The sequence below is a fragment of the Paracidovorax sp. genome (genome assembly GCF_057642795.1).
In genome coordinates, this window is the sequence record NZ_JBXYZY010000037.1 from 173,189 (window position 1) to 194,682 (window position 21,494).

Consider the following 21,494-nt stretch of genomic DNA (forward strand, 5'->3'; position numbering starts at 1 on the left):
CCACTGGGCGCCGCGCCTCACGGGCATGCACCAGGGCGTGAGCCTGATCTACGACCGGCACGACCTCGATCGCCTGTTCGACGAAATGAAGACTGAGGCCGCTGGCCAGCACCTGCCAGCGCCCGCCGCCAACGATGGCCAGGCGCCGCAAGCGCAGAATGCGCCCTGGAACGGACGGCCCAGCAACAAGGAAGGAAGGAACACATGGGCCAAAAATCGACCGGCATCTACGCCGGCAAAAACGGAACCTGGGAAGTCGACAAGTGGTGGAAAGGCACTCGATTTCGCCAGCGCGGTCTCACAAGTTACGAAGAGGCAGAGCGCTGGCTCATCAAGCAGCTTGCGGACAAGCGCGAGGTAGTACTCCACGGGGTGCGCGCCGAGCGGTTGTTCGACGCTGCCGCCGCACACTACCTGATGACGCACCGGGACAAGGCCTCCATCGTCACCGAGGCGTACTTGCTGCAGTCCATCATGCCCTTCATCGGCCACCTCACCTTGCCGCAGATCCACGACGCGAGCCTTGCGCCCTACGTTGCTGCGCGCAAGGGCGAGGGCCGCGCGAACAAGACCATCAACCTCGCGCTCGGCGTGGTGCGCCGGATTCTTAATCTGGCCGCATCAGCCTGGCGCGATGAAGATGGCCGCACGTGGCTGCAGCACCCGCCGAAGATCACCATGCTGCCCCTGGTCGGCCACCAGCGCGAGCCGCGGCCCATCAGCTGGGCCGAGCAGCGCCAGCTGCTGCCGCAGTTGCCCGATCACCTGGCGCGCATGGCCCTGTTCATCTTGAACACGGGCGTGCGCGACGACGTGGTGTGCAGCCTGCTTTGGGATTGGGAGATCCCGGTGCCGGAGCTGGGCGTGTCGGTGTTCGACGTGCCCCGTGCCCACGTGAAAGGTCGGCGCAAGAACCGGCTGATCGTGTGCAACAGCGTGGCTCAATCGGTGATCGAGGCCGCGCGCGGCCAGCACCCCGAGTTCGTCTTCGTGTACCGCCGGGAGCGCGTGACCAAGCTGGATCAGGAGCCGGCCATGGCCTACCGCCCCATCGGCACGATGAACAACACGGGGTGGCAGAACGCGCGCAAGGCGGCGCGCCTGGGCGACCTGCACGTGCACGACCTGCGGCACACGGTGGGCATGCGCCTGCGCGAAGCCGGCGTGGCCGAGGGCACCGTGTCGGATGTGCTGTGGCACTCCACGAAGAACGTAACCCAGCACTACAGCATGGCGCAGATCGTGGAATTGCACGGCGCCCTGGAGAAGATCAAGGCGGACACGGGCGCGTGGAACAAGACGCTCACCACCTTACGCGCGGAGCACCAGGCGCGCCTGGCTGGTGCGACTCCCCCAAAAGTCCCCCAAGGGCTTCTGGAGCGGGTAGCGTGAAAGCGCTCCCCACAACGGAAAAAGCCCTGCAAGATCAAGATCTTGCAGGGCTTACCGTTTGGTGCGGCTGGCAGGAATCGAACCCACGACCCCTTGGTTCGTAGCCAAGTACTCTATCCAGCTGAGCTACAGCCGCTAAGCTTTGAATTATAGCATGAATTTTCTTGCTACTTCAAAAAATCGACTTTTTAACTTTTGCCTTTTAGGCAGCTGCTTTAAAGCCGATGCGTGATTGTAGCGCAACTTTGGGGCCCTCCGAAAAACTTTGCAGCCCCCATGCTTTTTCCCGGCTTGGAGGGATGAGAAGTGCTCGGCACATCGCTGGCTCATGGACCCGGGTACCCGCATCGCCGCGACACAGCGTGCCCAGAGTTCCGGCACCTGTCCGTAGGTTGGTTCCTGCAAGCGCTGCGGCTGCTAGGGGCGAGGATCAAAAAGTGGCGCGCCGACCGGGATCAGATCAGAAATGCGGTGGCCCGCACCCCAACGGATGCCGAAGCCGTCGCCCGAAAACCCCGCTGCCAGAACGCCCCCCCCGATCCCCGGCACGCCATCGGGTGTGCCGTCCCCATCCACGGCCCAGGTGCTGGCGATGCTGGCGTCATGCAAGGGGGGCAGCAGATCCATAGCAGGGCGAAGGGTTTCATTGACTACGGCCGCATCGGGCTTCGGATCGAGCATGCGCACTCGGTCCATGAGCGTCACCTTGTCCCGGCGCCAGCATGCAAGCTTGGGTGCCCGGAGCGCACCCCCTCTAGTCCACCAAGGACCACGTCGTGCCACCGCTGGGCGAACATGGAAATGAACAGGTAAGCGAAGCCCGGCAGTTGCGGCGTCGGACGGCCGCAGGCGCAGCCGACAACACTTCATCAAACGGAGACGAGCCCACCCGTAACATCTAACAGTGCGGCAGATGGGATGCCAGGGGGGACTGAAACCTGCGCTGGACATGGCTCCAGCGCAAACTCGATGGAGACCAAGAAAATGGTAGGGCGTGGCGGACTTGAACCGACGACCAAGGGATTATGAGTCCCCTGCTCTAACCAACTGAGCTAACGCCCCATGCGCCAGCGCCGCAGTCGGCCAGACACGCACGGATTGTATGTGTTTACTCCGCGCTTATTTGCGGTGGCTGAGTGCGTTCGTCACCAGACGCGACGTGATGTCCACGATCTGGATCATCTTGTCGTAGGCCATGCGGGTCGGGCCAATCACGCCCAGCGTGCCGACGATCTGGCCGTCGACCTCGTAGGGAGCGCTGACGACGGACAACTCCTCGAACGGAACGACGTGGCTTTCGCCGCCGATGAAGATGCGCACGCCCTCGGCCTTGCTGGAGATGTCCAGCAGCCGCAGGATCTGCGTCTTCTGCTCGAAAAGATCGAAGGCCCGGCGCAGGTGGCCCATGTCGCTGGAGAAATCGCTCACGGCCAGCAGGTTGCGCTCGCCGGAGAAGACCACCTCGTCCTGCGATTCGGTAAGCGCCTCGGTCCCGGCATTGACCGCCGCCTGCATCAGCTCGGCGATCTCGCCGCGCAGCTGATCGACCTCGGACTTGAGCCTCTCACGCACCTGCTCCATCGTGAGCCCGGTGTAGTGGGCGTTGAGGAAGTTGGCGGCCTCCACCAACTGCGACTGCGAATAGTCGGCGTCGGTGAAGATGACGCGGTTCTGCACGTCGCCGTCGGGCGAGACGATGATGACCAGGAAGCGCCGCTCGGAAAGCCGCAGGAATTCGATGTGCCGGAACACCGACGCCCGCCGGGGCGCCATGACCACGCCGACGAACTGCGACAGGCTGGAGAGCAGGTTGGCGGCGTTGGCGATGACCTTCTGCGGCTGCTCGGGCACCAGCTCGGGGGCCATCAGCTGCCCGCGCTGTACGGTGAGCATGGTGTCCACGAACAGACGGTAGCCCTTGGCGGTGGGAATGCGGCCGGCGGAGGTGTGCGGACTGGCGATCAGCCCCAGCTCTTCCAGATCGGCCATGACGTTGCGGATCGTCGCCGGAGACAGTTCCAGCCCCGAAGCCCGCGACAAGGTCCGCGAGCCCACGGGTTGGCCGTCGGCGATATAGCGCTCCACCAGCGCTTTCAGCAACAACTTGGCACGATCATCGAGCATTGACTCATTTTAATGATGTAATTTCTGCATGAAGTCTTCTTTCCGGCGCGTGGCGCTCATTGGCAAGTACCAGAGCCCCAGTGCAGCGGCGGCCTCCAACGACTCCCTCCAGGTGTTGGAGCGCATCGCCAGGTTCCTGTGGGACCGGGATTGCGAAGTGCTGCTGGAGGCGGAGACCGCCGCGAACACGGGGCTAGAGGGCTATACGGTGCTGGATGTGGATGCGATCGGACGCCAGTGCGACCTGGGCCTGGTGGTGGGCGGCGACGGCACCATGCTGGGCGTGGGCCGTCGGCTGGCGAGCTACGGCACGCCGCTGATCGGTATCAACCAGGGCCGGCTGGGCTTCATCACCGACATTCCGCTCGAGGGCTTCGAGGCGACGCTCACCCCGATGCTGGAGGGTGAGTACGAAGAAGACACGCGCCCGCTGATGCATGCGCGCGTGATGCGCGGCGGCGAATGCGTATTCGAGGCCCTGGCTCTGAACGACGTGGTGGTCAACCGCGGGGCGACATCGGGCATGGTGGAGCTGCGCGTGGAAGTGGACGGGCACTTCGTTGCCAACCAACGCGCGGACGGGCTCATCATCGCCTCGCCCACCGGCTCCACGGCGTATTCGCTGTCGGCTGGCGGGCCGATGCTGCACCCCTCCATTCCGGGCTGGGTGCTGGTCCCCATCGCGCCGCACACGCTGTCGAACCGGCCGATCGTGCTGTCCGACACGACGGAGGTGGCGGTGGAAGTCGTGGGCGGCCGCGACATCAGCGCCAATTTCGACATGCAGTCGCTCGCCTCGCTGCTGCATGGCGACCGCATCCTGGTGCGCAGGTCGCAGCACCGCGTGCGCTTCCTGCACCCCCGCGGATGGAATTACTTTGCGACCCTGCGCAAGAAGCTGCGCTGGAATGAAGGGGGCTCCTGAGCATGGCACTCAAGCGGATCGCGCTGCGCGATTTCGTCATCGTCGAAAGTCTTGAACTGGACCTGCAGACGGGCTTCACCGTACTGACCGGCGAAACCGGCGCCGGCAAATCCATCCTGATCGACGCGCTGCAGCTGCTGCTGGGCGGTCGCGCGGACACCGGCGTGATCCGCGAAGGCGCGGAGCGCACCGATATGGCCGCCGAATTCGATGCCCCGGCCGCGCTAGAGCCATGGCTTGACGAGGCCGGCATTCCGGGGGACGGCAGCAGCCTGCTGCTGCGCCGCACCATCGACCTGCAGGGCCGCAGCCGGGCCTGGATCAATGGGGTGCCGGTCACCGCGACGCAGATGCGGGCCGCGGGCGGGCATCTGCTCGACATCCATGGCCAGCACGCCTGGCAGAGCCTGACGCGGCAAGACGCCGTCCGCGGCCTGCTCGATGCCTATGCGGGCACTCAGCCTGGGCCGCTCTCCGGGCTGTGGACCACCTGGCGCGATGCGCGCAAGGCCCTCACCCAGGCCCGCAGCGCACAAGATACGCTGTTGCAGGAGCGCGAGCGTCTGCAGTGGCAGATCGGCGAAGTAGGCAAGCTGGCCCCGGGCAACGACGAATGGGATGAGCTGAATGCGCAGCACACGCGCCTGTCGAACGCGCAGGCCCTGCTGGACAGCGCACAGGGCGCCCTGTCCGCGCTAGAAGAGGAGGATAGCGGCGCGCTCTCGCGGCTGGCCCAGGCCCAGCATCTGCTGCAGGACTATGAGCAGATGGACGAGGCATTCCGGTCGATGAACGAGGTGCTCACCTCGTGCCTGGCGCAGGCCAGCGACGTGGCGCATTCGCTGCAGAGCTATCTGCGCCATACCGAACTGGACCCCGATCGCCTGCAGGAACTCGATGCGCGCCTGTCGCTATGGATGTCGCTCGCGCGGCGCTACAAGCGCACGCCGGCCGAACTGCCCACCCTGCTGCAGGGCTGGACGGACGATCTGAAGCGGCTCGACGCCGCCGCCGACCTGGCCGCGCTGGAAGCGGCCGAGCAGGCCGCAGCCGGTGCCTATGCCAAGGCGGCCCGCACGCTGTCACAGCGCCGCGCCAAGGCCGCGCCCCAGCTGGCGCAGGCCATCACCCAGGCCATGCAGGGCCTGGGCATGACGGGCGGCCGCTTCGAGGTGGTGGTGGAGCCCGCGCCCGAACCCGGCCCGCACGGCACCGACGCCATCAGCTTCCTGGTCAGCAGCCATCCGGGCATGGCGCCCAAGCCCATCGGCAAGGTGGCCTCGGGCGGCGAGCTTTCGCGCATCTCGCTCGCCATTTCGGTCACCACCAGCGAACTGGGCGAAGCGCCGACGCTGATCTTCGACGAGGTGGATTCCGGCGTGGGCGGCGCCGTGGCGGAGACGGTGGGCCGGCTGATGCAGCAGCTCGGCCGCGACCGGCAGGTGCTGGCCGTGACCCATCTGCCTCAGGTGGCCGCCTGCGCCGATCATCATCTGGTGGTGGCCAAGCACAAGCGCGCCGGCAACACCACCAGCTCCGTGCAGTCCGCAGCCGAAGACGCCCGAGTGAAGGAACTGGCACGCATGCTGGGCGGCGAACGCCTGTCGGCCACCACGCTGGCGCACGCGCGCGAAATGCTGGACGGCGCGCAGCAGCCCTCCGAAGCAAGGCATTGACGGACGCACCATGGCACTCGACATCGTTTTCATCACCGGCATGTCCGGCTCCGGCAAGTCCGTCGCGCTACATGCGCTGGAAGACGCAGGCTACTACTGCGTGGACAACCTCCCCCCCGAACTGCTGGCCGCCTTCGTCGCGCTGGAGCATGCGCACCACGGCCACCGCCTGGCGATCGCCATGGATGTGCGCAGCATGACCGCCCTGCCCCAGGTGCCCCAGCAACTCGAGCGCCTGCGCGCGCAAGGCACGAGGGTGCAAGCGCTGTTCCTCGACTCCACGACCGACACCCTGGTACGGCGCTTCTCCGAAACGCGCCGCCGCCACCCTTTGTCCAAGGACGATCTGCGTGACGGCCAGCGCGGGCTGGTGCAGACCATCGAGCTGGAGCGCGAGCTGCTGGCCGAGCTGCGCGAGCACTCTCATGTCATCGACACCAGTGCGATTCGCGCCTCGCAACTGCAAAGCTACGTCAAGAGCCTGATGAGCACCCCACCGGGCCAGCTGACCCTGGTGTTCCAGTCGTTCGCCTTCAAGCGCGGCGTGCCGGTGGATGCCGACTACGTCTTCGACGTGCGCATGCTGCCCAACCCGCACTACGAACCTCCACTGCGCGATCTGACGGGCAAGGACCAGCCGGTGATCGACTATCTGCTGCAGCAGCCTGCGGTGGACGCGATGCGGGCTCACATCGGCGGCTTCCTGCAGCACTGGCTGCCGGCCCTGGCACAGAACCACCGCAGCTATGTGACGGTGGCAGTCGGCTGCACGGGCGGGCAGCACCGCTCGGTCTATCTGGTGGAGACGCTCGCGCGGCAGTTCAGCCAGGACTGGACGACGCTGCGCCGGCACCGCGAGCTGGATGGGCGCTGAGCGCAAGCCCAGGCACATTCGCTATCAAAAAAATAGCTGGCAGCGCCCAGAGAGCAAGGGCTACAGGCATTTTTCGCCACAAACCGAATGGCGTGTGGCGCAGGCCTGCCACCGCTCTCCAGACCTGACATCCGCCCTGCTCACCGCGCGGCAGCCATCAAGCGGGTGGCAAGGCATCCAGCATCTTGCGGATGGGCGCAGGCAGGCCCAGCGCCTGCCACTGCGCGCGGTCGAACCAGCCGCTGCCCGAGCCTTGGCCCTCGCCCGCCATCCGGCCGCTCACCTCATCCTGGGCCACCAGCACCGGGTGCAGATGCAGGTCACGGTGCGTGAGCACATGCAGCGATGCGGGCATGTCGTGCAAGGCGCCGGCATTGCCTCCACCCGCGCGCACGGCGCCACAGAGCGCCGCGCGATCCTCGAATGCGGGCGGGCAGTAGAGCCCGGCCCAAATACCCGCCTGCGGGCGGCGCTCCAGCCAGACCCGGCCGCCCGCATCGCGCAGCAGCAGCAGCAGCCACCAGGCCTGAGAACTGCGGTTCAGCTTGCGGGTGCGCACCGGGTAATCCTCGGGGTGACCGTCCGCCCGCGCTACGCAAGCCGCATTCAACGGGCAGACGATGCAGGCCGGCTTGCGTGGAGAGCAAATGCTGGCACCCAGGTCCATCAGGCCCTGCGTGTAGCGCGGCATGCTGGTGGGCAGATCCCGCGTGGGCAGCAGCGCCTCGGCCTGCGCCCAGAGCTGGCGCTCGTTCTTCGCCACGGCCAGGTCGGCATCGAAGCCCATCACGCGCGTGAGCACGCGCCGCACGTTGGCATCCAGGATGGGCGCCCGCACGCCGAAGCAGAACGATGCGATCGCCCCCGCCGTGGAGCGGCCGATGCCCGGCAGCGCGGAGAGCTCTTCCACCGTGCGTGGGAAGGCGCCGCCGTGCCGCTCCATCACCTGCTGGGCACAGGCGTGCAGATTGCGTGCCCGGCTGTAGTAGCCCAGGCCCGCCCAGAGCGCGAGCACGTCGTCCTGCGGGGCCTCGGCCAGCGCGCGTACGTCGGGAAAGCGCGCCAGGAAGCGTGCGTAGTAATCGAGCACGGTGGCGACCTGGGTCTGCTGCAGCATCACCTCGGACAGCCAGACGCGGTAGGGATCTCTCGTGTTCTGCCAGGGCAGATGGTTGCGGCCATGGCTGGCCTGCCACCGCACGACCAGGGTGGCGATGTCTTCGTTCTGAACGCTCATGCGGGAAGGGTTTCTTTCGGAGGGGTGCTCTCGCCCGCCTCGGGCCGGGGCAACTCAAGCAGCTGCTGCGTGAGGCTCTGCAGCCGGGCATGCGTCTCCGTGAGCCGCTGTTCGGCCAGCTCGATGTCGGCGATGCGCTCGACCAGCCCGCTGGCGGCGTGGCGGATGCGATCCACCGCCTCGATGCGCCGCGCGAAGCTGCGCTTGCGCTCGCGCAGCTGGGCATCGAGTTGGGCCGTGGCCGACTTGCTCCACAGCTCCAGCTCGTTGGCCGCAGCCTCGAACACGGCCCGCAGCCGCGTGCCCAGCGCCCGCACCAGGCGCTCGGTGAATTCCGGCTGCACCAGCCGCAAGGTGTTGCCGACGCCCAGGTATTGCAGGTGGCGGTCCTCGATCTGCTGCAGCTCCTGCACCAGAGGTGCCAGCGACGGCGGCGCAGGCGCCTGCAGGGAGAAGCCGTACTCGGCATTGAGCTGGCGAAAGGTACCGCTCAGCATCGCATGGATCTCACTGCCGGAGCCCTGGGCGCTGCTCAACAGCTGGCGCAGGCGGCTGAAGGTGTCGATGTAGATCTTGCGTGCGCCCAGCTTGAGGCCGCGCGCCTGCAGAGCCTCTTCCAGCGCGGCCATTTCCGTCTTCAGCGAACGCGCGCCCAGCTGCTGGAAGATCTCGCGCAGCAGGCGCAGATGCACGGCGCGCACGGCCTGAATGCGCGCGGCACTGGCGTCGAATTCGCGCTGCTCCTGCTCGATCCGGCCGCGCATGTTGTCGATCACCTGGGCGTTCTTTCCGCGCAGGCTGCGCAGCTCCAGCATTTGGTCGTCCAGATCGCGCCGGCGGATGTGGATGGTGCGCTCGGCTTCTGCGCGCAGTTGTTCGACGCCGGAAGCCACGGTCGACCGCAGGATGGCCTGGCGACGGCCCATGATGCCCTGGGCCAGCGCGTCTTCGAGCTGCGGCAAGCCGCTCATGGCCAGCAAGCCCTCATCGTGCCGCATCTTGGCCAGCAAGCCCTTCTGCGCCGACACCGGCAGCACCTGCGCGAGGGGCATGCCCAGCATTTCGGCCGCGCTGCGGCACTGGCGGTCCAGCTGCGCATGCACCTGGGCGGGTGTGTTGATCGTGTCCCACAGGGTGTCGATCTTGTTCAGCACCACCAGCCGCGCGTCGGCGGCCTGGCCTGCAGGCGCCAGATGCTCGCGCCAGATGGCAAGGTCGGACTGGGTCACGCCCGTGTCCGCCCCCAGCATGAACAGCACTGCATGGGCCTGTGGAATGAGGTTGATGGTGAGCTCAGGTTCGGCGCCCACGGCATTGAGCCCGGGAGTGTCCAGAATCACCAGCCCCTGCTTGAGCAGCGGATGAGCAATGTTGATGAGCGCATGCCGCCAGCGCGGCACCTCGACCAGGCCATCGGCATCCGGCACGGGGTTGCCGGCGGCAGCGGTGGTCGCATCGACTTGCTGGACCTCATCGCGCCAGAACCCCAGTGCGCGGGCTTCTTCCACCGGAACGCGGCGCACTTCGGAGACTTTCTCGAAGGCTTGGGCCAGCTGCTCGGCGTTGTCCACATCCAGTTCAATCTGCACCCACTGCTCCGCCCGCAGGCGCCAGTCGGCCAGACTCTGAGGCGCCTGGCGGGTTTCGATGGGCAACAGACGCAAGCTGGGCGGAGTGGCCGGGTCGTAGGCCAGTTCGGTCGGGCACATGGTGGTGCGACCCGCGCTGGCCGGCATGATGCGGCGCCCGTAGGATGCGAAGAAAAGGGCGTTGATGAGCTCGGATTTGCCGCGCGAGAACTCCGCAACGAAAGCCACCATGACCTTGTCGCTGCGCACCTGCTCTTCCAGGCGATGCAGTCGCTCCTGCACGGCCGCGTCCATCAGCTCGCAAGATCCCATCCAATCGGCCAGCTGGCGCAACTGCTGCGCGAACGCGCGCCTCCAGGCACCATGCTGGTCGAACTGTTCGTTGAATGAAGGGCCCACGGTGCTCCCAGGATGGCGTGCGTCAACCAGCCCGAGCGGGCCGCAGAGAGTTGAAAATATAGCATCGCGCCACGGCCCACGCTGCCTGCGCGCCGGCGTCAGGCGCGCTGGCAGCGCGGGCAGTAGAAGGTACTGCGCTGGCCCTGTCGCAGCAGCTTGATCGGCGTGCCGCACGCCCGGCAAGGCTGCAGCTCTCGCCCATAGACATTGGCTTCCAGCTGGAAATGGCCGGCATTGCCGTCGGCACTGGAAAAGTCGCGCAAAGTGCTGCCACCCCGCTCCACCGCCCGCGCCAGCACTTGGCGGATCGCCGCATGCAGGCGGCGCGCCCGCAACGGGCCGATGCTGCTGGCCCGCGCCGTGGGACGGATGCCGGCAAGGAACAGCACTTCAGACGCGTAGATGTTGCCCACGCCGACGACGATCTTGCCGCTGAGCAGCAGCAGCTTGATAGGCACACGGCTGGCCTGCAGGCCCGCGTGGAATGCCTCGAACGTGAAACCGTCGTCCAGCGGCTCCGGGCCCAGGTTCTGCAGCAGCTTGCGCGCCACGGGGTCGTCCTCGTGGGCAGCCCAGACCACTGCGCCGAAGCGGCGCGGATCATGCAACCGCAAGGTGCCGCGATCGGTCACCATGTCGAAATGGTCGTGCGCGCCCGCCTCGGGCAGGTCGCCGGCGAAGCGCAGACTGCCCGACATGCCCAGATGCAGCAGCAGCAGGCTACCGTCGTCCAGATCGACCAGCAGGTACTTGCCCCGACGCCGCACCCCCAGCACCTGCCGGCCCGCCAGGCCGGACGGCTCGCGGCCCAGCGGCCAGCGCAGGGGTTTGCCCAACGTCACGGAGCGGATCTGCGCGCCGGCGATGCGGCTTTCGAAGCTGCGCCGGGTGACCTCGACTTCGGGTAACTCAGGCATCCGGGGTCTCGACGAAAAGGAGGAAAGGCATGGATTATTATGAGTCGATGATGCAATCATGTCGCTACAGGGCCATTGCGCTGGCCTGCCTTCTGGCCACAGGTTCCGCGATGGCCGCCACGCAGCAGTCCAAGCCGTCGCAGACCTCGCCCTCGCTGCCCAAGGCGGCTGCAGCGCATGCCGCCCCGTCGTCCGACGACGAAGCCGCGGCTCTCAACGCCGAGCTGTTCTACGAAATCCTGGTCAGCGAGATGACCGCCAGCAGCGGAGACCCCGGCACAGCCTATGCACTCATGCTGGAGGCCGCCCGCCGCAGCCGCGACGGCCAGCTCTATCGCCGGGCCACCGAGATCGCCCTGCAGGCGCGCTCGGGCCAGTCCGCGCTGATCGCGGCCCAGGCCTGGAAAGAGGCGTTGCCGCAGTCCCGGGAAGCCAACCGCTTCCTGCTGCAGATCCTGATCGCCCTCAACCGCATCGACGAGACCACCGACTTGTTGAAGCAGGAACTGGCCGCCTCCGCGCCGCGCACGCGCATCGCCACGATCCAGGCCCTGCCACAACTCTACGGGCGCGGCTCCGACAAGGCGCAGGCGACTGCAGTGGTCGAGAAGGCCCTGGCCAACGAGCTCAACAATCCAGCGGTGGCGCCCAGCGCCTGGATCACCATCGGACGGATGCGGCTGGCCTCTGGCGACAAGGCGGGCGCGCTCGAAGCTGCACGTCGTGCCAGCGAACTGGAGCCCACCAACGACGGCGCGGCGCTCCTGGCGCTGCTGCTCATGGAATCCGGCGTGAAAGATGCCGAAGCCTTGCTCAAGCCCTACTTCGCTGGCACGCCGATTCCCGAGATCCGCATGACCTACTCCCGTGTCCTGCTTGAAGGGCAGCGGTTCGCGGAAGCGCAGGCGCAGCTGGAAGCCGTCACCCGCGAAAGACCCGACATGGCCGAGGCCTGGCTGGTGGATGCCTCCCTGAACCTCCAGGCCAACCGGCTGCCCCAGGCCGAGGCGTCGCTCCAGAAGTTCCTGGCCCTCCTGGAGCCACTGCCGCCCAGCGAGACGCGCGCCAATGCACAGACCCAGGCCTACCTGCTGCTTTCACAGGTAGCTGAAAAACGCGGCGACTTCGCCCAGGCCGACGCGTGGCTGAACCGCATCGACAACCCCGCCGCCCTCATCAGCGCGCAGAGCCGCCGCGCGTCCTTGCTGGCCAAGCAGGGCAAGATCACGCAAGCGCGCGTTGTTCTGCGCGCCCTGCCCGCCAAGACGGCGGACGAGGAAAAGCAGAAGCTACTGGCCGAAGTGCAGCTGCTGCGCGAAGTGCAGGCATACGCCGCCGCCTACGAAGTGCAGAGCCAGGCGGTGGCCCGCTACCCCGACGACGTGGACCTGGCCTACGAACAGGCCATGCTGGCCGAGCGCCTGGGCAAACTCGACGTGATGGAGCGCCAGCTGCGCGCCATCATCGCGCGCCAGCCCGGCTACCAGCATGCCTACAACGCGCTGGGCTATTCCTTCGCCGAACGCGGCGTGAAGCTGCAGGAAGCCCGGGAGCTGATCGCCAAGGCGCTGCAGTTGGCCCCTGGCGACCCATTCATCACCGACAGCCTGGGCTGGGTGGAGTTCAAGCTCGGCCATCGCGAGGAGGCCGCGCGCTTGCTGCAGGAGGCCTTCAGGGCCCAGCCCGATGCCGAGATCGGCGCCCACCTGGGCGAAGTGCTTTGGAGCATGGGCCAGCAGGACCAGGCCAAGGCCGTATGGCGCCAAGGCCAGCAGCTCAACCCCGACAACGGCACGCTCAAGGACACGCTCAAGCGCCTGGGAGTGAGCCTGTGAGCCTGCTCAACCGCCGCCGTGGCCTGCTGGCCTCGCTGGCGCTCTGCGGCCTGCTGGCCGCCTGCGCCCAGCCCCCCGCCCCCGCGCCCGGCCCCGATCCGGCCAACGGCGCCTGGAGCGGCCGCCTGTCGCTGATGGTCGATGACCCCTCCGCCCAATCTTTCAATGCCGGGTTCGAGCTGACGGGCCGACCGGAGCGAGGGCAGCTCACGCTCCTCAACCCACTGGGCAACGTCATGGCGCGCCTCGAGTGGTCCCCCGGGCATGCCGTGCTGATGGACGGGCAGAAGCGGACGGAATCCGGCTCGCTCGAACAACTGGTGCAGACGCTCACCGGTAGCGCGCTGCCCGTGTCGGCCCTCTTCAGCTGGCTGAACGGCGAGGCCGTGCAGACGCCCGGCTGGCAGGTGGATTTGAGCGCGCTGCAGGAGCACGGAAGGCTGGTGGCCCAGCGCTTTTCACCCATGCCGCAGGCCACGCTGCGCGTCATCCTGAGCCGCTGAAGAGCCACGAATGCAATCGCTGTACGACGTGCCGGCTCCGGCCAAGCTCAACCTCTTTCTCCACATCACGGGCCAGCGCCCCGATGGCTATCACCTGCTGCAGTCCGTGTTCATGCTGATCGACTGGTGCGACACGCTGCATTTCGATCTGCGCACCGACGGCCACGTCACCCGCGAAGACCTGTCCATGGCACTGCCACCGGACGACCTCACGCTGCGCGCCGCGAAGGCGCTGCAGTCGGCCACGGGCTGCAGCCTGGGCGCGCACATCGGCGTGCACAAAAGCATTCCCGCTCAGGCCGGCATGGGCGGAGGCTCCTCGGATGCGGCTACCGCCCTGCTTGCGCTCAACCGACTGTGGAAGCTGGACCTGCCGCGCCACCAGCTCGAAGCCATCGGCCTGCGCCTGGGCGCCGACGTTCCGTTTTTTTTACGCGGCAGGAACGCTTGGGTGGAAGGAATTGGTGACATAATTCGGCCTCTCGAATTGATGCACGAATTGCCGCGAAGCTCTTTTGCGGTGGTCAAGCCAGAAGCCGGGTTGGATACGAAATCGATTTTTTCAAGTCCTTTCCTCAAACGCGATTCTGCATGTGCTACAATTCAAGGCTTTGCTGCAGCACACTATCAATTTGGTAGAAACGACTTGCAGCCAGTCGCTCAGGCACTCTGCCCCGAAATCGAAAAAGCCCTTCAGTGGCTGAATTCGAAAGGGTTGCAGGCTAGAATGACGGGCTCTGGAAGTGCAGTGTTTGCGACAATGCAACATGCGATCGATTTGAAGGATGCACCCAGCACCTGGCAAGTCAGAGCATGTGAAAATCTGGCGATCCATCCTCTCGAAGGGTGGGCAGCAGATGAAAGTTTCGGTTGATTGCCCGCGGCAATCGACCTGTGTAGGGGAGTCGCCAAGTTGGTTAAGGCACCGGATTTTGATTCCGGCATGCGAAGGTTCGAATCCTTCTTCCCCTGCCAAATTCTTATCTCACACCGACGTTTTCCTCTAGCCAGCTGGGTCGCTCATGCAAGCCAATCAACCTGATTTCATGGTTTTCACGGGCAACGCCAACCCGGGTATGGCGGCAGAGATTGCCAAGCACCTCGGCACCACGCTGGGCGCTGTCGATGTGGGTCGTTTCTCCGATGGTGAAGTCACCGTCGAGATCAAGCAGAACGTGCGTGCCCGCGACGTGTTCGTCGTGCAGTCCACGTGCGCGCCGACCAACGAAAACCTGATGGAACTGCTGATCATGGTCGATGCGCTCAAGCGCGCTTCGGCCGAACGCATCAGCGCCGTGATCCCCTACTTCGGCTACGCCCGCCAGGACCGTCGCCCGCGCTCCAGCCGCGTGCCGATCTCGGCCAAGGTGGTGGCGAACATGCTGCAAGCCGTGGGCGTGGCCCGCGTGCTGACCATGGACCTGCATGCCGACCAGATCCAGGGTTTCTTCGACATTCCGGTGGACAACATCTACGCCTCGCCCGTCCTGCTGGGTGACCTGCGCCAGAAGCAGTACGAAGACCTGATCGTGGTCTCGCCTGACGTCGGCGGCGTGGTGCGTGCCCGTGCGCTGGCCAAGCAGCTCAATTGCGACCTGGCCATCATCGACAAGCGTCGCCCCAAGGCCAACGTGTCCGAAGTGATGCACGTGATCGGCGAGATCGAAGGCCGCAACTGCGTGATCATGGACGACATGATCGACACCGCCGGCACGCTGGTGAAGGCAGCCGAAGTGCTCAAGGAGCGCGGCGCCAAGAAGGTGTACGCCTACTGCACGCACCCCATTTTCTCCGGTCCCGCCATCGAGCGCATCGCCAAGGGCGGCGCACTCGACGAAGTGGTCGTGACCAACACCATTCCTCTGAGCGACAACGCCAAGGAATGCACCAAGATTCGCCAACTCTCCGTGGCACCGCTGATCGCTGAGACGATCCAGCGTATCGCCAAGGGTGAGTCGGTGATGAGTCTGTTCTCGGACTGAGAAGTCTCCTCTGATGCGCAGCCACCCTGCCGGGGTGGCCAGCAACAAGCCAAGCCTCCTTCGGGAGGCTTGTGCGTTCGGGAACACAGCAGGCTGCGGCACCACGGAGGTGCTGCGGTCTTTTTCAACAGGGCCAGGCTGGTCGCGGCCGGCCCATCAGGAGCTAACTATGAACTTCGTCGCTTTTGAGCGCGCCAAGCAAGGTACGGGTGCGAGCCGCCGTCTGCGCAACACGGGCCGCACGCCCGGTATCGTCTATGGCGGTGCCGCCGAACCCCAACTGATCGAGATCGATCACAACGCCCTGTGGCATGCCCTGAAGAAGGAAGCATTCCACTCCAGCGTGCTGGACATGGAAGTTGCCGGCACCACCAGCAAGGTTCTGCTGCGTGACGTGCAATACCACCCCTACAAGCAGATGATCCTGCACATCGACTTCCAACGCGTCGATGCCAAGACCCGCCTGCACGTGAAGGTGCCCCTGCACTACAGCGGCTCTGAAGAGTCCGACGCCGTGAAGGTGGACAAGTGCCTGGTCAACCCCGTCGTGAACGAACTCGACGTGACCTGCATGCCTTCCGAGTTGCCCGAGTTCATCGCCGTGGACCTGAGCACGCTGAAGAAGGGTGCTTCGCTGCACCTGAAGGACATCAAGCTGCCCCGCGGCCTGCGTCCCGTGATTCGCGGCGGCCAGAACAACCCCGTTCTGGTGTCCGTGACCAACCCCGTGGTGGAAGAAGAAGCGCCGGCAGCCGGTGCAGCCCCCGCTGCCGAAGCCGCCAAGGGCAAGGGCAAGAAGAAGTAATCCATCGCACTCGCGACAAGGCAAGCCTGGGCGGCCCTCTGCCCCGGCTCCTTTGCAGACCGCCTCCGGGCGGGACTGCCCCGAACGGCCCACCTTCGCGTGGGCCGTTTCTTTTGGCGCGCACGGATAATCCCGCAGATCATGATCAAACTGTTTGTCGGCCTGGGCAACCCCGGCCCCGAGTACGAAGCGACCCGCCACAACGCCGGTTTCTGGTGGATCGACGCGCTGGCGCGCGAGTTGAAGGCCACGCTGGTGCCCGATCGCAGCTACTACGGCCTGGTCGCGCGGGTGAACGTGCAGGGCCAGAGCGTGTGGCTGCTGGAGCCACAGACCTTCATGAACGTGTCGGGCAAGTCGGTGGCAGCGCTGGCGCGCTTCTTCAAGATCCAGCCCGAGGAAATCCTGGTCGCGCACGACGAGCTCGACATCGTCCCGGGCCAGGTCAAGCTCAAGCGCGGCGGCAGCCACGCCGGCCACAACGGCCTGCGCGACATCCACGCCCAGCTGGGTTCTGCCGACTACTGGCGCCTGCGCATCGGCGTGGGCCACCCGGGCGTAAAGGCCGAGGTGGTGAACTGGGTGCTCAAGAAGCCCTCGCCCGAGCACCGCAATCTGATCGAGGACAGCATCGCGCACTCGCTCAAGGCCTATCCGGCCATGCTCACGGGCGACATGGAGAAAGCCACGCTACAGGTCCACACCACCAAGCCGCCCCGGCCGAAGCCGCCGCGCCCGGCTGCTGCGGCGACTCCCGCCGCAGACAAGCCAGCGGAAGGTGCAGCGGCCGGACCGGCGGATGCGGCCTGAGACACATCGCGCCCAGGCTTGCTACGTTTTCAATAGCTAAAGGCGATTGATCTACAAGGGCAGAGGCGGAGAAAGCCTCTCAGGCGCTGGCAGCCGCCTGCAGGCGCTCGAACTTCTGCCACAGCGTCTCACGGGTTTCGGTGTGATTCGGATCAACCGGGATGCAGGCCACCGGGCAGATCTGCACGCACTGGGGCTCGTCGAAGTGCCCCACGCACTCGGTGCATTTGGACGGCTCGATCTCGTAGATTTCCTCGCCCATGGAGATGGCGCCGTTCGGGCACTCGGGCTCGCAGACGTCGCAGTTGATGCACTCGGCCGTGATCATCAATGCCATGGCATGCTCCCACAGCGGGGCCGCACAGCGGCAGGATAACGGGGGAATCGGCAGGCGAGAGACATGGGCTGATTATCCGCCCCGGCCGCATGCCCCTGGCCGCAGCACGCCCATGCCCGCACGGCGCCCCCCGCCTGCGAGCGGGCGGTTGGTTTGCCGCTATGCTCCCCCCAACCCTCCGCAAGCCCCACCTGCCCCGTTCATCCCATCCCTTCGCCATCCGCATGGGCCTGTTCGTTCTTCGCCGCCTGCTGACCCTGGCCGCCACGCTGGCCGGCGCGTCCGCCGTCGTGTTCCTGGTGCTGGAGATCCTGCCCGGCAACGCGGCCCAGGTGCTGCTGGGCCCCGATGCGGCGCCCGAGGCGGTGGCGGCCCTCGCGACGCAACTGGGGCTGGACCAGCCCGCGCTGCACCGCTACCTGCACTGGGTGGCCGGCATGCTCACCGGCGACCTGGGCACGAGCTACGCCTACGGCACGCCCGTGGCCGAACTGGTCTGGGAGCGGCTGGCGCTGACCGTGCCGCTGGCCGTGATGGCAATGGCCATCGCCACCGTGCTGGCCATCGCGGCAGGCGTCTATGCCGCGTCGCGCCACAACCGCTGGGGCGACGTGGGCGTCATGGGCCTCGCGCAACTCGGCATCGCCATTCCCAATTTCTGGTTTGCCATCCTGCTGATCCTGCTCTTCTCGGTGAAGCTGCAGTGGTTCTCGGCCGGCGGCTTTCCCGGCTGGACGGAAGACGCGGGCGGCGGTGTGCTGCCAGCGCTGCAGGCGCTGCTGCTGCCCGCCATTGCCCTGGCGGTGGTGCAGGCGGCCATCCTGGCACGCATCACGCGCTCGGCCGTGCTCGACGTGCTGCGCGAGGACTTCGTGCGCACCGCCCGTGCCAAGGGCCTTTCGCGCCGCGCCGCGCTCTGGGGCCACGTGCTGCGCAACGCGATGATTCCGGTTGTCACCGTGATGGGCCTGCAGTTCGCCAACCTGCTGGCCGGCACCATCGTGGTGGAGAACGTGTTCTACCTGCCCGGCCTGGGCCGGCTCATCTTCCAGTCGATCGCCAACCGCGACCTGATCGTGGTGCGCAACTGCGTGATGCTGCTGGCGGCCATGGTGGTGGTGGTCAATGCCGTGGTCGATCTGCTCTATGCGGTGATCGACCCGCGCGTGAAGGCAGGCGCGGCATGAGCGGGCCGCACCAGCGCTGGCGCGTGCTGCGCCACCCCAGCTTCACGCTGGGCGCCGTGCTTACGGCCCTACTGGCCGCGGCCGCCCTGCTGTCGCTCTTCTGGACGCCCGCCTCGCCCTACGCCATGGACCTGGCCGCCAAGCTGCAGCCGCCCAGCGCGCAGCACTGGCTGGGCACCGACGCCTTCGGGCGCGACGTGGCCTCGCTGCTGCTGGTGGGCGCGCGCAGCTCGCTGCTGGTGGGCCTGGTGGCGGTGGGCATCGGCGCGGGCATCGGCGTGGCGCTGGGACTGCTGGCGGCGGCGCGGCGCGGCTGGGTCGAAGAGGTGGTGATGCGGCTGGCGGACTTCACCTTCGCCTTCCCCGCCCTGCTCTCGGCCATCATGCTGGCGGCGGTGTTCGGCGCGGGCATGGTCAACGCCGTCATCGCCATCGGCCTCTTCTACATCCCGACCTTCGCGCGGGTCACGCGGGCCTCGGCCAACGCCGTGTGGTCGCGCGACTTCGTGCTCGCGGCGCGGGCCTGCGGCAAGGGCCGCTGGCGCATCACGCGCGAGCATGTGCTGCCCAACATCCTGCCGGTGCTGATCGTGCAGGCCACCATCCACTTCGCGCTGGCGATCCTGGCCGAAGCGGCGCTCTCGTACCTCGGCCTGGGCACGCAGCCGCCGCAGCCCTCGTGGGGCCGCATGCTCAGCGAGGCGCAGACGCTGATGTTCCAGGCGCCGCTGCTGGCCGTGTGGCCGGGCGCGGCCATCGCCCTGGCGGTGCTGGGCCTCAATCTGCTGGGCGATGGCCTGCGCGATGCGCTGGACCCGCGCCTGGCCCGGCAACGCTGAGCGCCGCTGCTTCACCCCACATGACGACCACGCCACCCGCCACGCCCTCGCCGCTCCTGCAGGTCCAGGACCTGAGCGTGCGCCTGCCCACGTCGCGCGGCATGGCCACGGCCGTGCGGCAGATGGGCTTCACCCTGGCGCGCGGCCAGACGCTGGGCATCGTGGGCGAATCGGGCAGCGGCAAGTCGCTGACGGCGCTGGCGCTGATGGGCCTGCTGCCCGACGGCGCTGAAACATCGGGCAGCCTGCGCTTCGATGGCCAGGAACTGCTCGGCCTGCCCGATGCCACCCTGTGCCGGCTGCGCGGCCACCGCATCGGCATGGTGTTCCAGGAGCCGATGACGGCGCTCAACCCGGTCCACTCCATCGGCCGCCAGGTGGCCGAGCCGCTGCGCCTGCACCTGGGCCTGAGCGCCCGCGCCGCGCGCAGCGAAGCCATCGCCCTCCTGGAGCGCGTGGGCATCACCCAGGCGGTGCAGCGCTTCGATGCCTATCCGCACCAGTTCTCGGGGGGGCAGCGCCAGCGCATCACCATCGCCATGGCGCTGGCCTGCGGGCCCGACCTGCTGATCGCCGACGAGCCCACCACGGCGCTGGACGTGACGCTGCAGCAGCAGATCCTGGACCTCATCGCTGACCTGGTGGACGAGCGCGGCATGGCGCTGATCCTCATCTCGCACGACCTGGGCGTGATCTCGCAGAACGTGGACCGCATGCTGGTGATGTACGGCGGCAGTGTGGTGGAAAGCGGCGACACGGCCGCCGTGTTCGCCCGCCCCGCCCACCCCTACACGCGCGGCCTGCTCGCGGCCCGGCCGCAGTTGCGCCCGCTGGCTGGCCCCCGCGCCCGGCTGGCGACCATTCCCGGCACCGTGCCCGAGCTGGCCGACCTGCCGCCGGGCTGCCCCTTCGCCGGGCGCTGCGCCCTCACCGTGCCGGACTGCGATGCCGGCCTGCCCGCCGCCCAGGCGGTGCCGCCGCACACGAGCCACCGGGCACGCTGCATCCGGCTGGATGCAGTGGATGCGGCCATGCCGCAGGAGGCCGCCGCATGACGTCAATTGCTACCAATTCGATAGCTGATTATCCAGGTGAATCAAACGCTGAAGCCCCATTCGGCACTGAACACGGCGCAAAGGCCCCGCTTCTGCGCGTGACCGACCTGCAGCGCCGCTACACCCTGCCCCGCACCGGCCTCTTCGCCCCCCGGCCGCAGCACACCGCGCTGGCGGGCGTGAGCTTGCAGATCGACGCCGGCCGCAGCCTGGGCGTGGTGGGCGAATCGGGCTCGGGCAAATCCACCCTGGCGCGGCTGGTGATGGCGCTGGACGTGCCCGATGCCGGCCGCGTCGAATGGCAGGGCCGCGACCTGCACCGCCTGCCCGCCGCCGAGCTGCGCGCCGCACGCGCGGGCTTCCAGATGGTGTTTCAGGACCCTTACAGCTCGCTGGACCCGCGCCAGACCGTGGAGCGCATCGTGGCCGAGCCGCTCGACGCCCTGCCGCTGCCCGGCCAGGCGCGCCCCCTTGCCCGCACCGAGCAGCGCGAGCGCGTGCTGCAGGCGCTGGCCGACGTGGGCCTGCGCAGTGCCGACGCAGCCAAGTACCCGCACGAATTCTCAGGCGGCCAGCGCCAGCGCATTGCCATCGCCCGGGCGCTGGTCACGCGGCCGCGCCTGATCGTGGCCGACGAGCCGGTCAGCGCGCTCGACGTGTCAGTACAGGCCCAGGTGCTCAACCTGCTGCAGGACCTGCGCGAGCAGCACGGGGTCGCCTACCTGCTCATCAGCCACGACCTGGCCGTCGTCAACCAGGTCTGCGACGAGGTCGTGGTGCTGCACCAGGGCCGCATCGTGGAGCGCGGCGCCCCCGCGCAGCTCTTCGCCGCACCCCAGCATCCCTACACGCAAGCGCTGGTGGGCGCGGTGCCGCGCATCGCGCCCGGCGCGGCGCGGGCCCGCCGGGCCGGTGCGATGCGCACGCAGCATCGCGTGTAGTACAAACAGTGGTGGCGTTCGCACTGGCGGCCACGCCCCCGCATGCGCCCGCACCCGATCACAGGAG

General features: G+C 67.2%; 20 protein-coding genes and 3 tRNA genes. 15 read left to right on the plus strand and 8 right to left on the minus strand.

Annotated features, from left to right (window positions below; genetic code table 11):
* The first annotated feature begins 204 nt into the window (after positions 1-204).
* Positions 205-1,392: a tyrosine-type recombinase/integrase gene (locus tag AC3A84_RS15410; protein ID WP_487970910.1), complete on the plus strand. Its 1,188-nt coding sequence runs from the start codon at positions 205-207 to the stop codon at positions 1,390-1,392.
* Between the two features lie 59 nt (positions 1,393-1,451).
* Here the strand turns inward: AC3A84_RS15410 and AC3A84_RS15415 are convergent.
* The 4 genes from AC3A84_RS15415 to hrcA form a co-directional block, all read right to left on the minus strand.
* A tRNA-Arg gene (locus tag AC3A84_RS15415) sits at positions 1,452-1,528 on the minus strand.
* Positions 1,529-1,809: 281 nt separating this feature from the next.
* The gene (locus AC3A84_RS15420) at positions 1,810-2,073 is read right to left on the minus strand and encodes a hypothetical protein (RefSeq protein WP_487970911.1); all 264 of its coding nucleotides are present in this window, start codon (positions 2,071-2,073) and stop codon (positions 1,810-1,812) included.
* A gap of 304 nt (positions 2,074-2,377) precedes the next feature.
* Positions 2,378-2,454 (minus strand) — tRNA-Ile (locus tag AC3A84_RS15425).
* 57 nt (positions 2,455-2,511) lie between these two features.
* Entirely contained in the window at positions 2,512-3,516 is a 1,005-nt protein-coding gene (hrcA, locus tag AC3A84_RS15430) for a heat-inducible transcriptional repressor HrcA (protein WP_487970912.1), read from the minus strand.
* Positions 3,517-3,544: 28 nt separating this feature from the next.
* Between hrcA and AC3A84_RS15435 the strand changes: the two genes are divergently transcribed.
* Genes AC3A84_RS15435 through rapZ form a run of 3 tightly spaced genes read left to right on the plus strand, consistent with a single transcriptional unit; the run spans position 3,545 to position 6,991 of the window.
* A complete protein-coding gene (locus tag AC3A84_RS15435) occupies positions 3,545-4,441 on the plus strand; it encodes an NAD kinase (RefSeq protein ID WP_487970913.1) in 897 nt (298 codons plus the stop codon).
* 2 nt (positions 4,442-4,443) lie between these two features.
* The gene (gene recN / locus AC3A84_RS15440) at positions 4,444-6,117 is read left to right on the plus strand and encodes a DNA repair protein RecN (protein ID WP_487970914.1); all 1,674 of its coding nucleotides are present in this window, start codon (positions 4,444-4,446) and stop codon (positions 6,115-6,117) included.
* A gap of 10 nt (positions 6,118-6,127) precedes the next feature.
* Positions 6,128-6,991: an RNase adapter RapZ gene (rapZ, locus tag AC3A84_RS15445; protein WP_487970915.1), complete on the plus strand. Its 864-nt coding sequence runs from the start codon at positions 6,128-6,130 to the stop codon at positions 6,989-6,991.
* A 157-nt stretch (positions 6,992-7,148) separates the two neighbouring features.
* On the opposite strand, the gene mutY is transcribed toward rapZ, so the two are convergent.
* The 3 genes from mutY to mutM all read right to left on the minus strand — a co-directional run bounded on the left by mutY (position 7,149) and on the right by mutM (position 11,133).
* Complete coding sequence (gene mutY, locus AC3A84_RS15450) at positions 7,149-8,228, minus strand: A/G-specific adenine glycosylase (protein WP_487970916.1); 1,080 nt, start codon at positions 8,226-8,228, stop codon at positions 7,149-7,151.
* A complete protein-coding gene (locus AC3A84_RS15455; RefSeq protein ID WP_487970917.1) occupies positions 8,225-10,216 on the minus strand; it encodes a dynamin family protein in 1,992 nt (663 codons plus the stop codon). Before AC3A84_RS15455 ends, mutY begins: the two co-directional genes overlap by 4 nt.
* A gap of 98 nt (positions 10,217-10,314) precedes the next feature.
* Complete coding sequence (gene mutM / locus AC3A84_RS15460) at positions 10,315-11,133, minus strand: bifunctional DNA-formamidopyrimidine glycosylase/DNA-(apurinic or apyrimidinic site) lyase (protein ID WP_487970918.1); 819 nt, start codon at positions 11,131-11,133, stop codon at positions 10,315-10,317.
* Between the two features lie 29 nt (positions 11,134-11,162).
* Between mutM and AC3A84_RS15465 the strand changes: the two genes are divergently transcribed.
* The 7 genes from AC3A84_RS15465 to pth all read left to right on the plus strand — a co-directional run bounded on the left by AC3A84_RS15465 (position 11,163) and on the right by pth (position 17,068).
* The gene (locus AC3A84_RS15465; protein WP_487970919.1) at positions 11,163-12,968 is read left to right on the plus strand and encodes a tetratricopeptide repeat protein; all 1,806 of its coding nucleotides are present in this window, start codon (positions 11,163-11,165) and stop codon (positions 12,966-12,968) included.
* A complete protein-coding gene (locus AC3A84_RS15470) occupies positions 12,965-13,471 on the plus strand; it encodes a lipoprotein insertase outer membrane protein LolB (RefSeq protein ID WP_487970920.1) in 507 nt (168 codons plus the stop codon). Before AC3A84_RS15465 ends, AC3A84_RS15470 begins: the two co-directional genes overlap by 4 nt.
* Positions 13,472-13,481: 10 nt before the next feature.
* Entirely contained in the window at positions 13,482-14,345 is an 864-nt protein-coding gene (gene ispE, locus AC3A84_RS15475) for a 4-(cytidine 5'-diphospho)-2-C-methyl-D-erythritol kinase (protein ID WP_487970921.1), read from the plus strand.
* A gap of 24 nt (positions 14,346-14,369) precedes the next feature.
* Positions 14,370-14,446, plus strand: a tRNA-Gln gene (locus AC3A84_RS15480).
* A 47-nt stretch (positions 14,447-14,493) separates the two neighbouring features.
* On the plus strand, positions 14,494-15,453 hold the full coding sequence (locus AC3A84_RS15485; protein WP_487970922.1) for a ribose-phosphate pyrophosphokinase: 960 nt from the start codon (positions 14,494-14,496) through the stop codon (positions 15,451-15,453).
* Between the two features lie 169 nt (positions 15,454-15,622).
* Positions 15,623-16,258 carry a 50S ribosomal protein L25/general stress protein Ctc gene (locus AC3A84_RS15490; RefSeq protein WP_487970923.1) on the plus strand — a complete coding sequence of 212 codons (636 nt, stop codon included), beginning with the start codon at positions 15,623-15,625 and terminating at the stop codon, positions 16,256-16,258.
* Between the two features lie 141 nt (positions 16,259-16,399).
* Positions 16,400-17,068, plus strand: coding sequence for an aminoacyl-tRNA hydrolase (gene pth, locus AC3A84_RS15495; protein ID WP_487970924.1), 669 nt, complete (start codon positions 16,400-16,402; stop codon positions 17,066-17,068).
* 79 nt (positions 17,069-17,147) lie between these two features.
* Here pth and AC3A84_RS15500 read toward each other — a convergent pair whose 3' ends face one another.
* Complete coding sequence (locus AC3A84_RS15500; RefSeq protein WP_487970925.1) at positions 17,148-17,405, minus strand: YfhL family 4Fe-4S dicluster ferredoxin; 258 nt, start codon at positions 17,403-17,405, stop codon at positions 17,148-17,150.
* 224 nt (positions 17,406-17,629) lie between these two features.
* On the opposite strand from AC3A84_RS15500, the gene AC3A84_RS15505 reads away from it, so the two are divergent.
* Genes AC3A84_RS15505 through AC3A84_RS15520 form a run of 4 tightly spaced genes read left to right on the plus strand, consistent with a single transcriptional unit; the run spans position 17,630 to position 21,427 of the window.
* Positions 17,630-18,592 carry an ABC transporter permease gene (locus AC3A84_RS15505; protein WP_487970926.1) on the plus strand — a complete coding sequence of 321 codons (963 nt, stop codon included), beginning with the start codon at positions 17,630-17,632 and terminating at the stop codon, positions 18,590-18,592.
* Positions 18,589-19,431, plus strand: a complete 843-nt coding sequence (locus AC3A84_RS15510) for an ABC transporter permease (protein WP_487970927.1) — start codon at positions 18,589-18,591, stop codon at positions 19,429-19,431. Before AC3A84_RS15505 ends, AC3A84_RS15510 begins: the two co-directional genes overlap by 4 nt.
* Positions 19,432-19,451: 20 nt before the next feature.
* Positions 19,452-20,486, plus strand: a complete 1,035-nt coding sequence (locus AC3A84_RS15515) for an ABC transporter ATP-binding protein (RefSeq protein WP_487970928.1) — start codon at positions 19,452-19,454, stop codon at positions 20,484-20,486.
* Positions 20,483-21,427, plus strand: coding sequence for an ATP-binding cassette domain-containing protein (locus AC3A84_RS15520; protein ID WP_487970929.1), 945 nt, complete (start codon positions 20,483-20,485; stop codon positions 21,425-21,427). The genes AC3A84_RS15515 and AC3A84_RS15520 overlap by 4 nt, the downstream gene beginning before the upstream one ends.
* Positions 21,428-21,494 lie beyond the last annotated feature (67 nt).

Excerpts from the sequence above, each read along its gene's own strand:
- recN (WP_487970914.1), top strand. The coding sequence starts at position 4,444 with ATGGCACTCAAGCGGATCGCGCTGCGCGATTTCGTCATCGTCGAAAGT.
- AC3A84_RS15505 (WP_487970926.1), top strand. The coding sequence starts at position 17,630 with ATGGGCCTGTTCGTTCTTCGCCGCCTGCTGACCCTGGCCGCCACGCTG.
- AC3A84_RS15420 (WP_487970911.1), bottom strand. The coding sequence starts at position 2,073 with ATGCTCGATCCGAAGCCCGATGCGGCCGTAGTCAATGAAACCCTTCGC.
- AC3A84_RS15510 (WP_487970927.1), top strand. The coding sequence starts at position 18,589 with ATGAGCGGGCCGCACCAGCGCTGGCGCGTGCTGCGCCACCCCAGCTTC.
- AC3A84_RS15515 (WP_487970928.1), top strand. The coding sequence starts at position 19,452 with ATGACGACCACGCCACCCGCCACGCCCTCGCCGCTCCTGCAGGTCCAG.
- ispE (WP_487970921.1), top strand. The coding sequence starts at position 13,482 with ATGCAATCGCTGTACGACGTGCCGGCTCCGGCCAAGCTCAACCTCTTT.
- mutY (WP_487970916.1), bottom strand. The coding sequence starts at position 8,228 with ATGAGCGTTCAGAACGAAGACATCGCCACCCTGGTCGTGCGGTGGCAG.
- AC3A84_RS15485 (WP_487970922.1), top strand. The coding sequence starts at position 14,494 with ATGCAAGCCAATCAACCTGATTTCATGGTTTTCACGGGCAACGCCAAC.
- AC3A84_RS15410 (WP_487970910.1), top strand. The coding sequence starts at position 205 with ATGGGCCAAAAATCGACCGGCATCTACGCCGGCAAAAACGGAACCTGG.
- pth (WP_487970924.1), top strand. The coding sequence starts at position 16,400 with ATGATCAAACTGTTTGTCGGCCTGGGCAACCCCGGCCCCGAGTACGAA.
- hrcA (WP_487970912.1), bottom strand. The coding sequence starts at position 3,516 with ATGCTCGATGATCGTGCCAAGTTGTTGCTGAAAGCGCTGGTGGAGCGC.
- AC3A84_RS15435 (WP_487970913.1), top strand. The coding sequence starts at position 3,545 with ATGAAGTCTTCTTTCCGGCGCGTGGCGCTCATTGGCAAGTACCAGAGC.
- rapZ (WP_487970915.1), top strand. The coding sequence starts at position 6,128 with ATGGCACTCGACATCGTTTTCATCACCGGCATGTCCGGCTCCGGCAAG.
- AC3A84_RS15490 (WP_487970923.1), top strand. The coding sequence starts at position 15,623 with ATGAACTTCGTCGCTTTTGAGCGCGCCAAGCAAGGTACGGGTGCGAGC.
- AC3A84_RS15465 (WP_487970919.1), top strand. The coding sequence starts at position 11,163 with ATGGATTATTATGAGTCGATGATGCAATCATGTCGCTACAGGGCCATT.
- AC3A84_RS15500 (WP_487970925.1), bottom strand. The coding sequence starts at position 17,405 with ATGGCATTGATGATCACGGCCGAGTGCATCAACTGCGACGTCTGCGAG.
- mutM (WP_487970918.1), bottom strand. The coding sequence starts at position 11,133 with ATGCCTGAGTTACCCGAAGTCGAGGTCACCCGGCGCAGCTTCGAAAGC.
- AC3A84_RS15520 (WP_487970929.1), top strand. The coding sequence starts at position 20,483 with ATGACGTCAATTGCTACCAATTCGATAGCTGATTATCCAGGTGAATCA.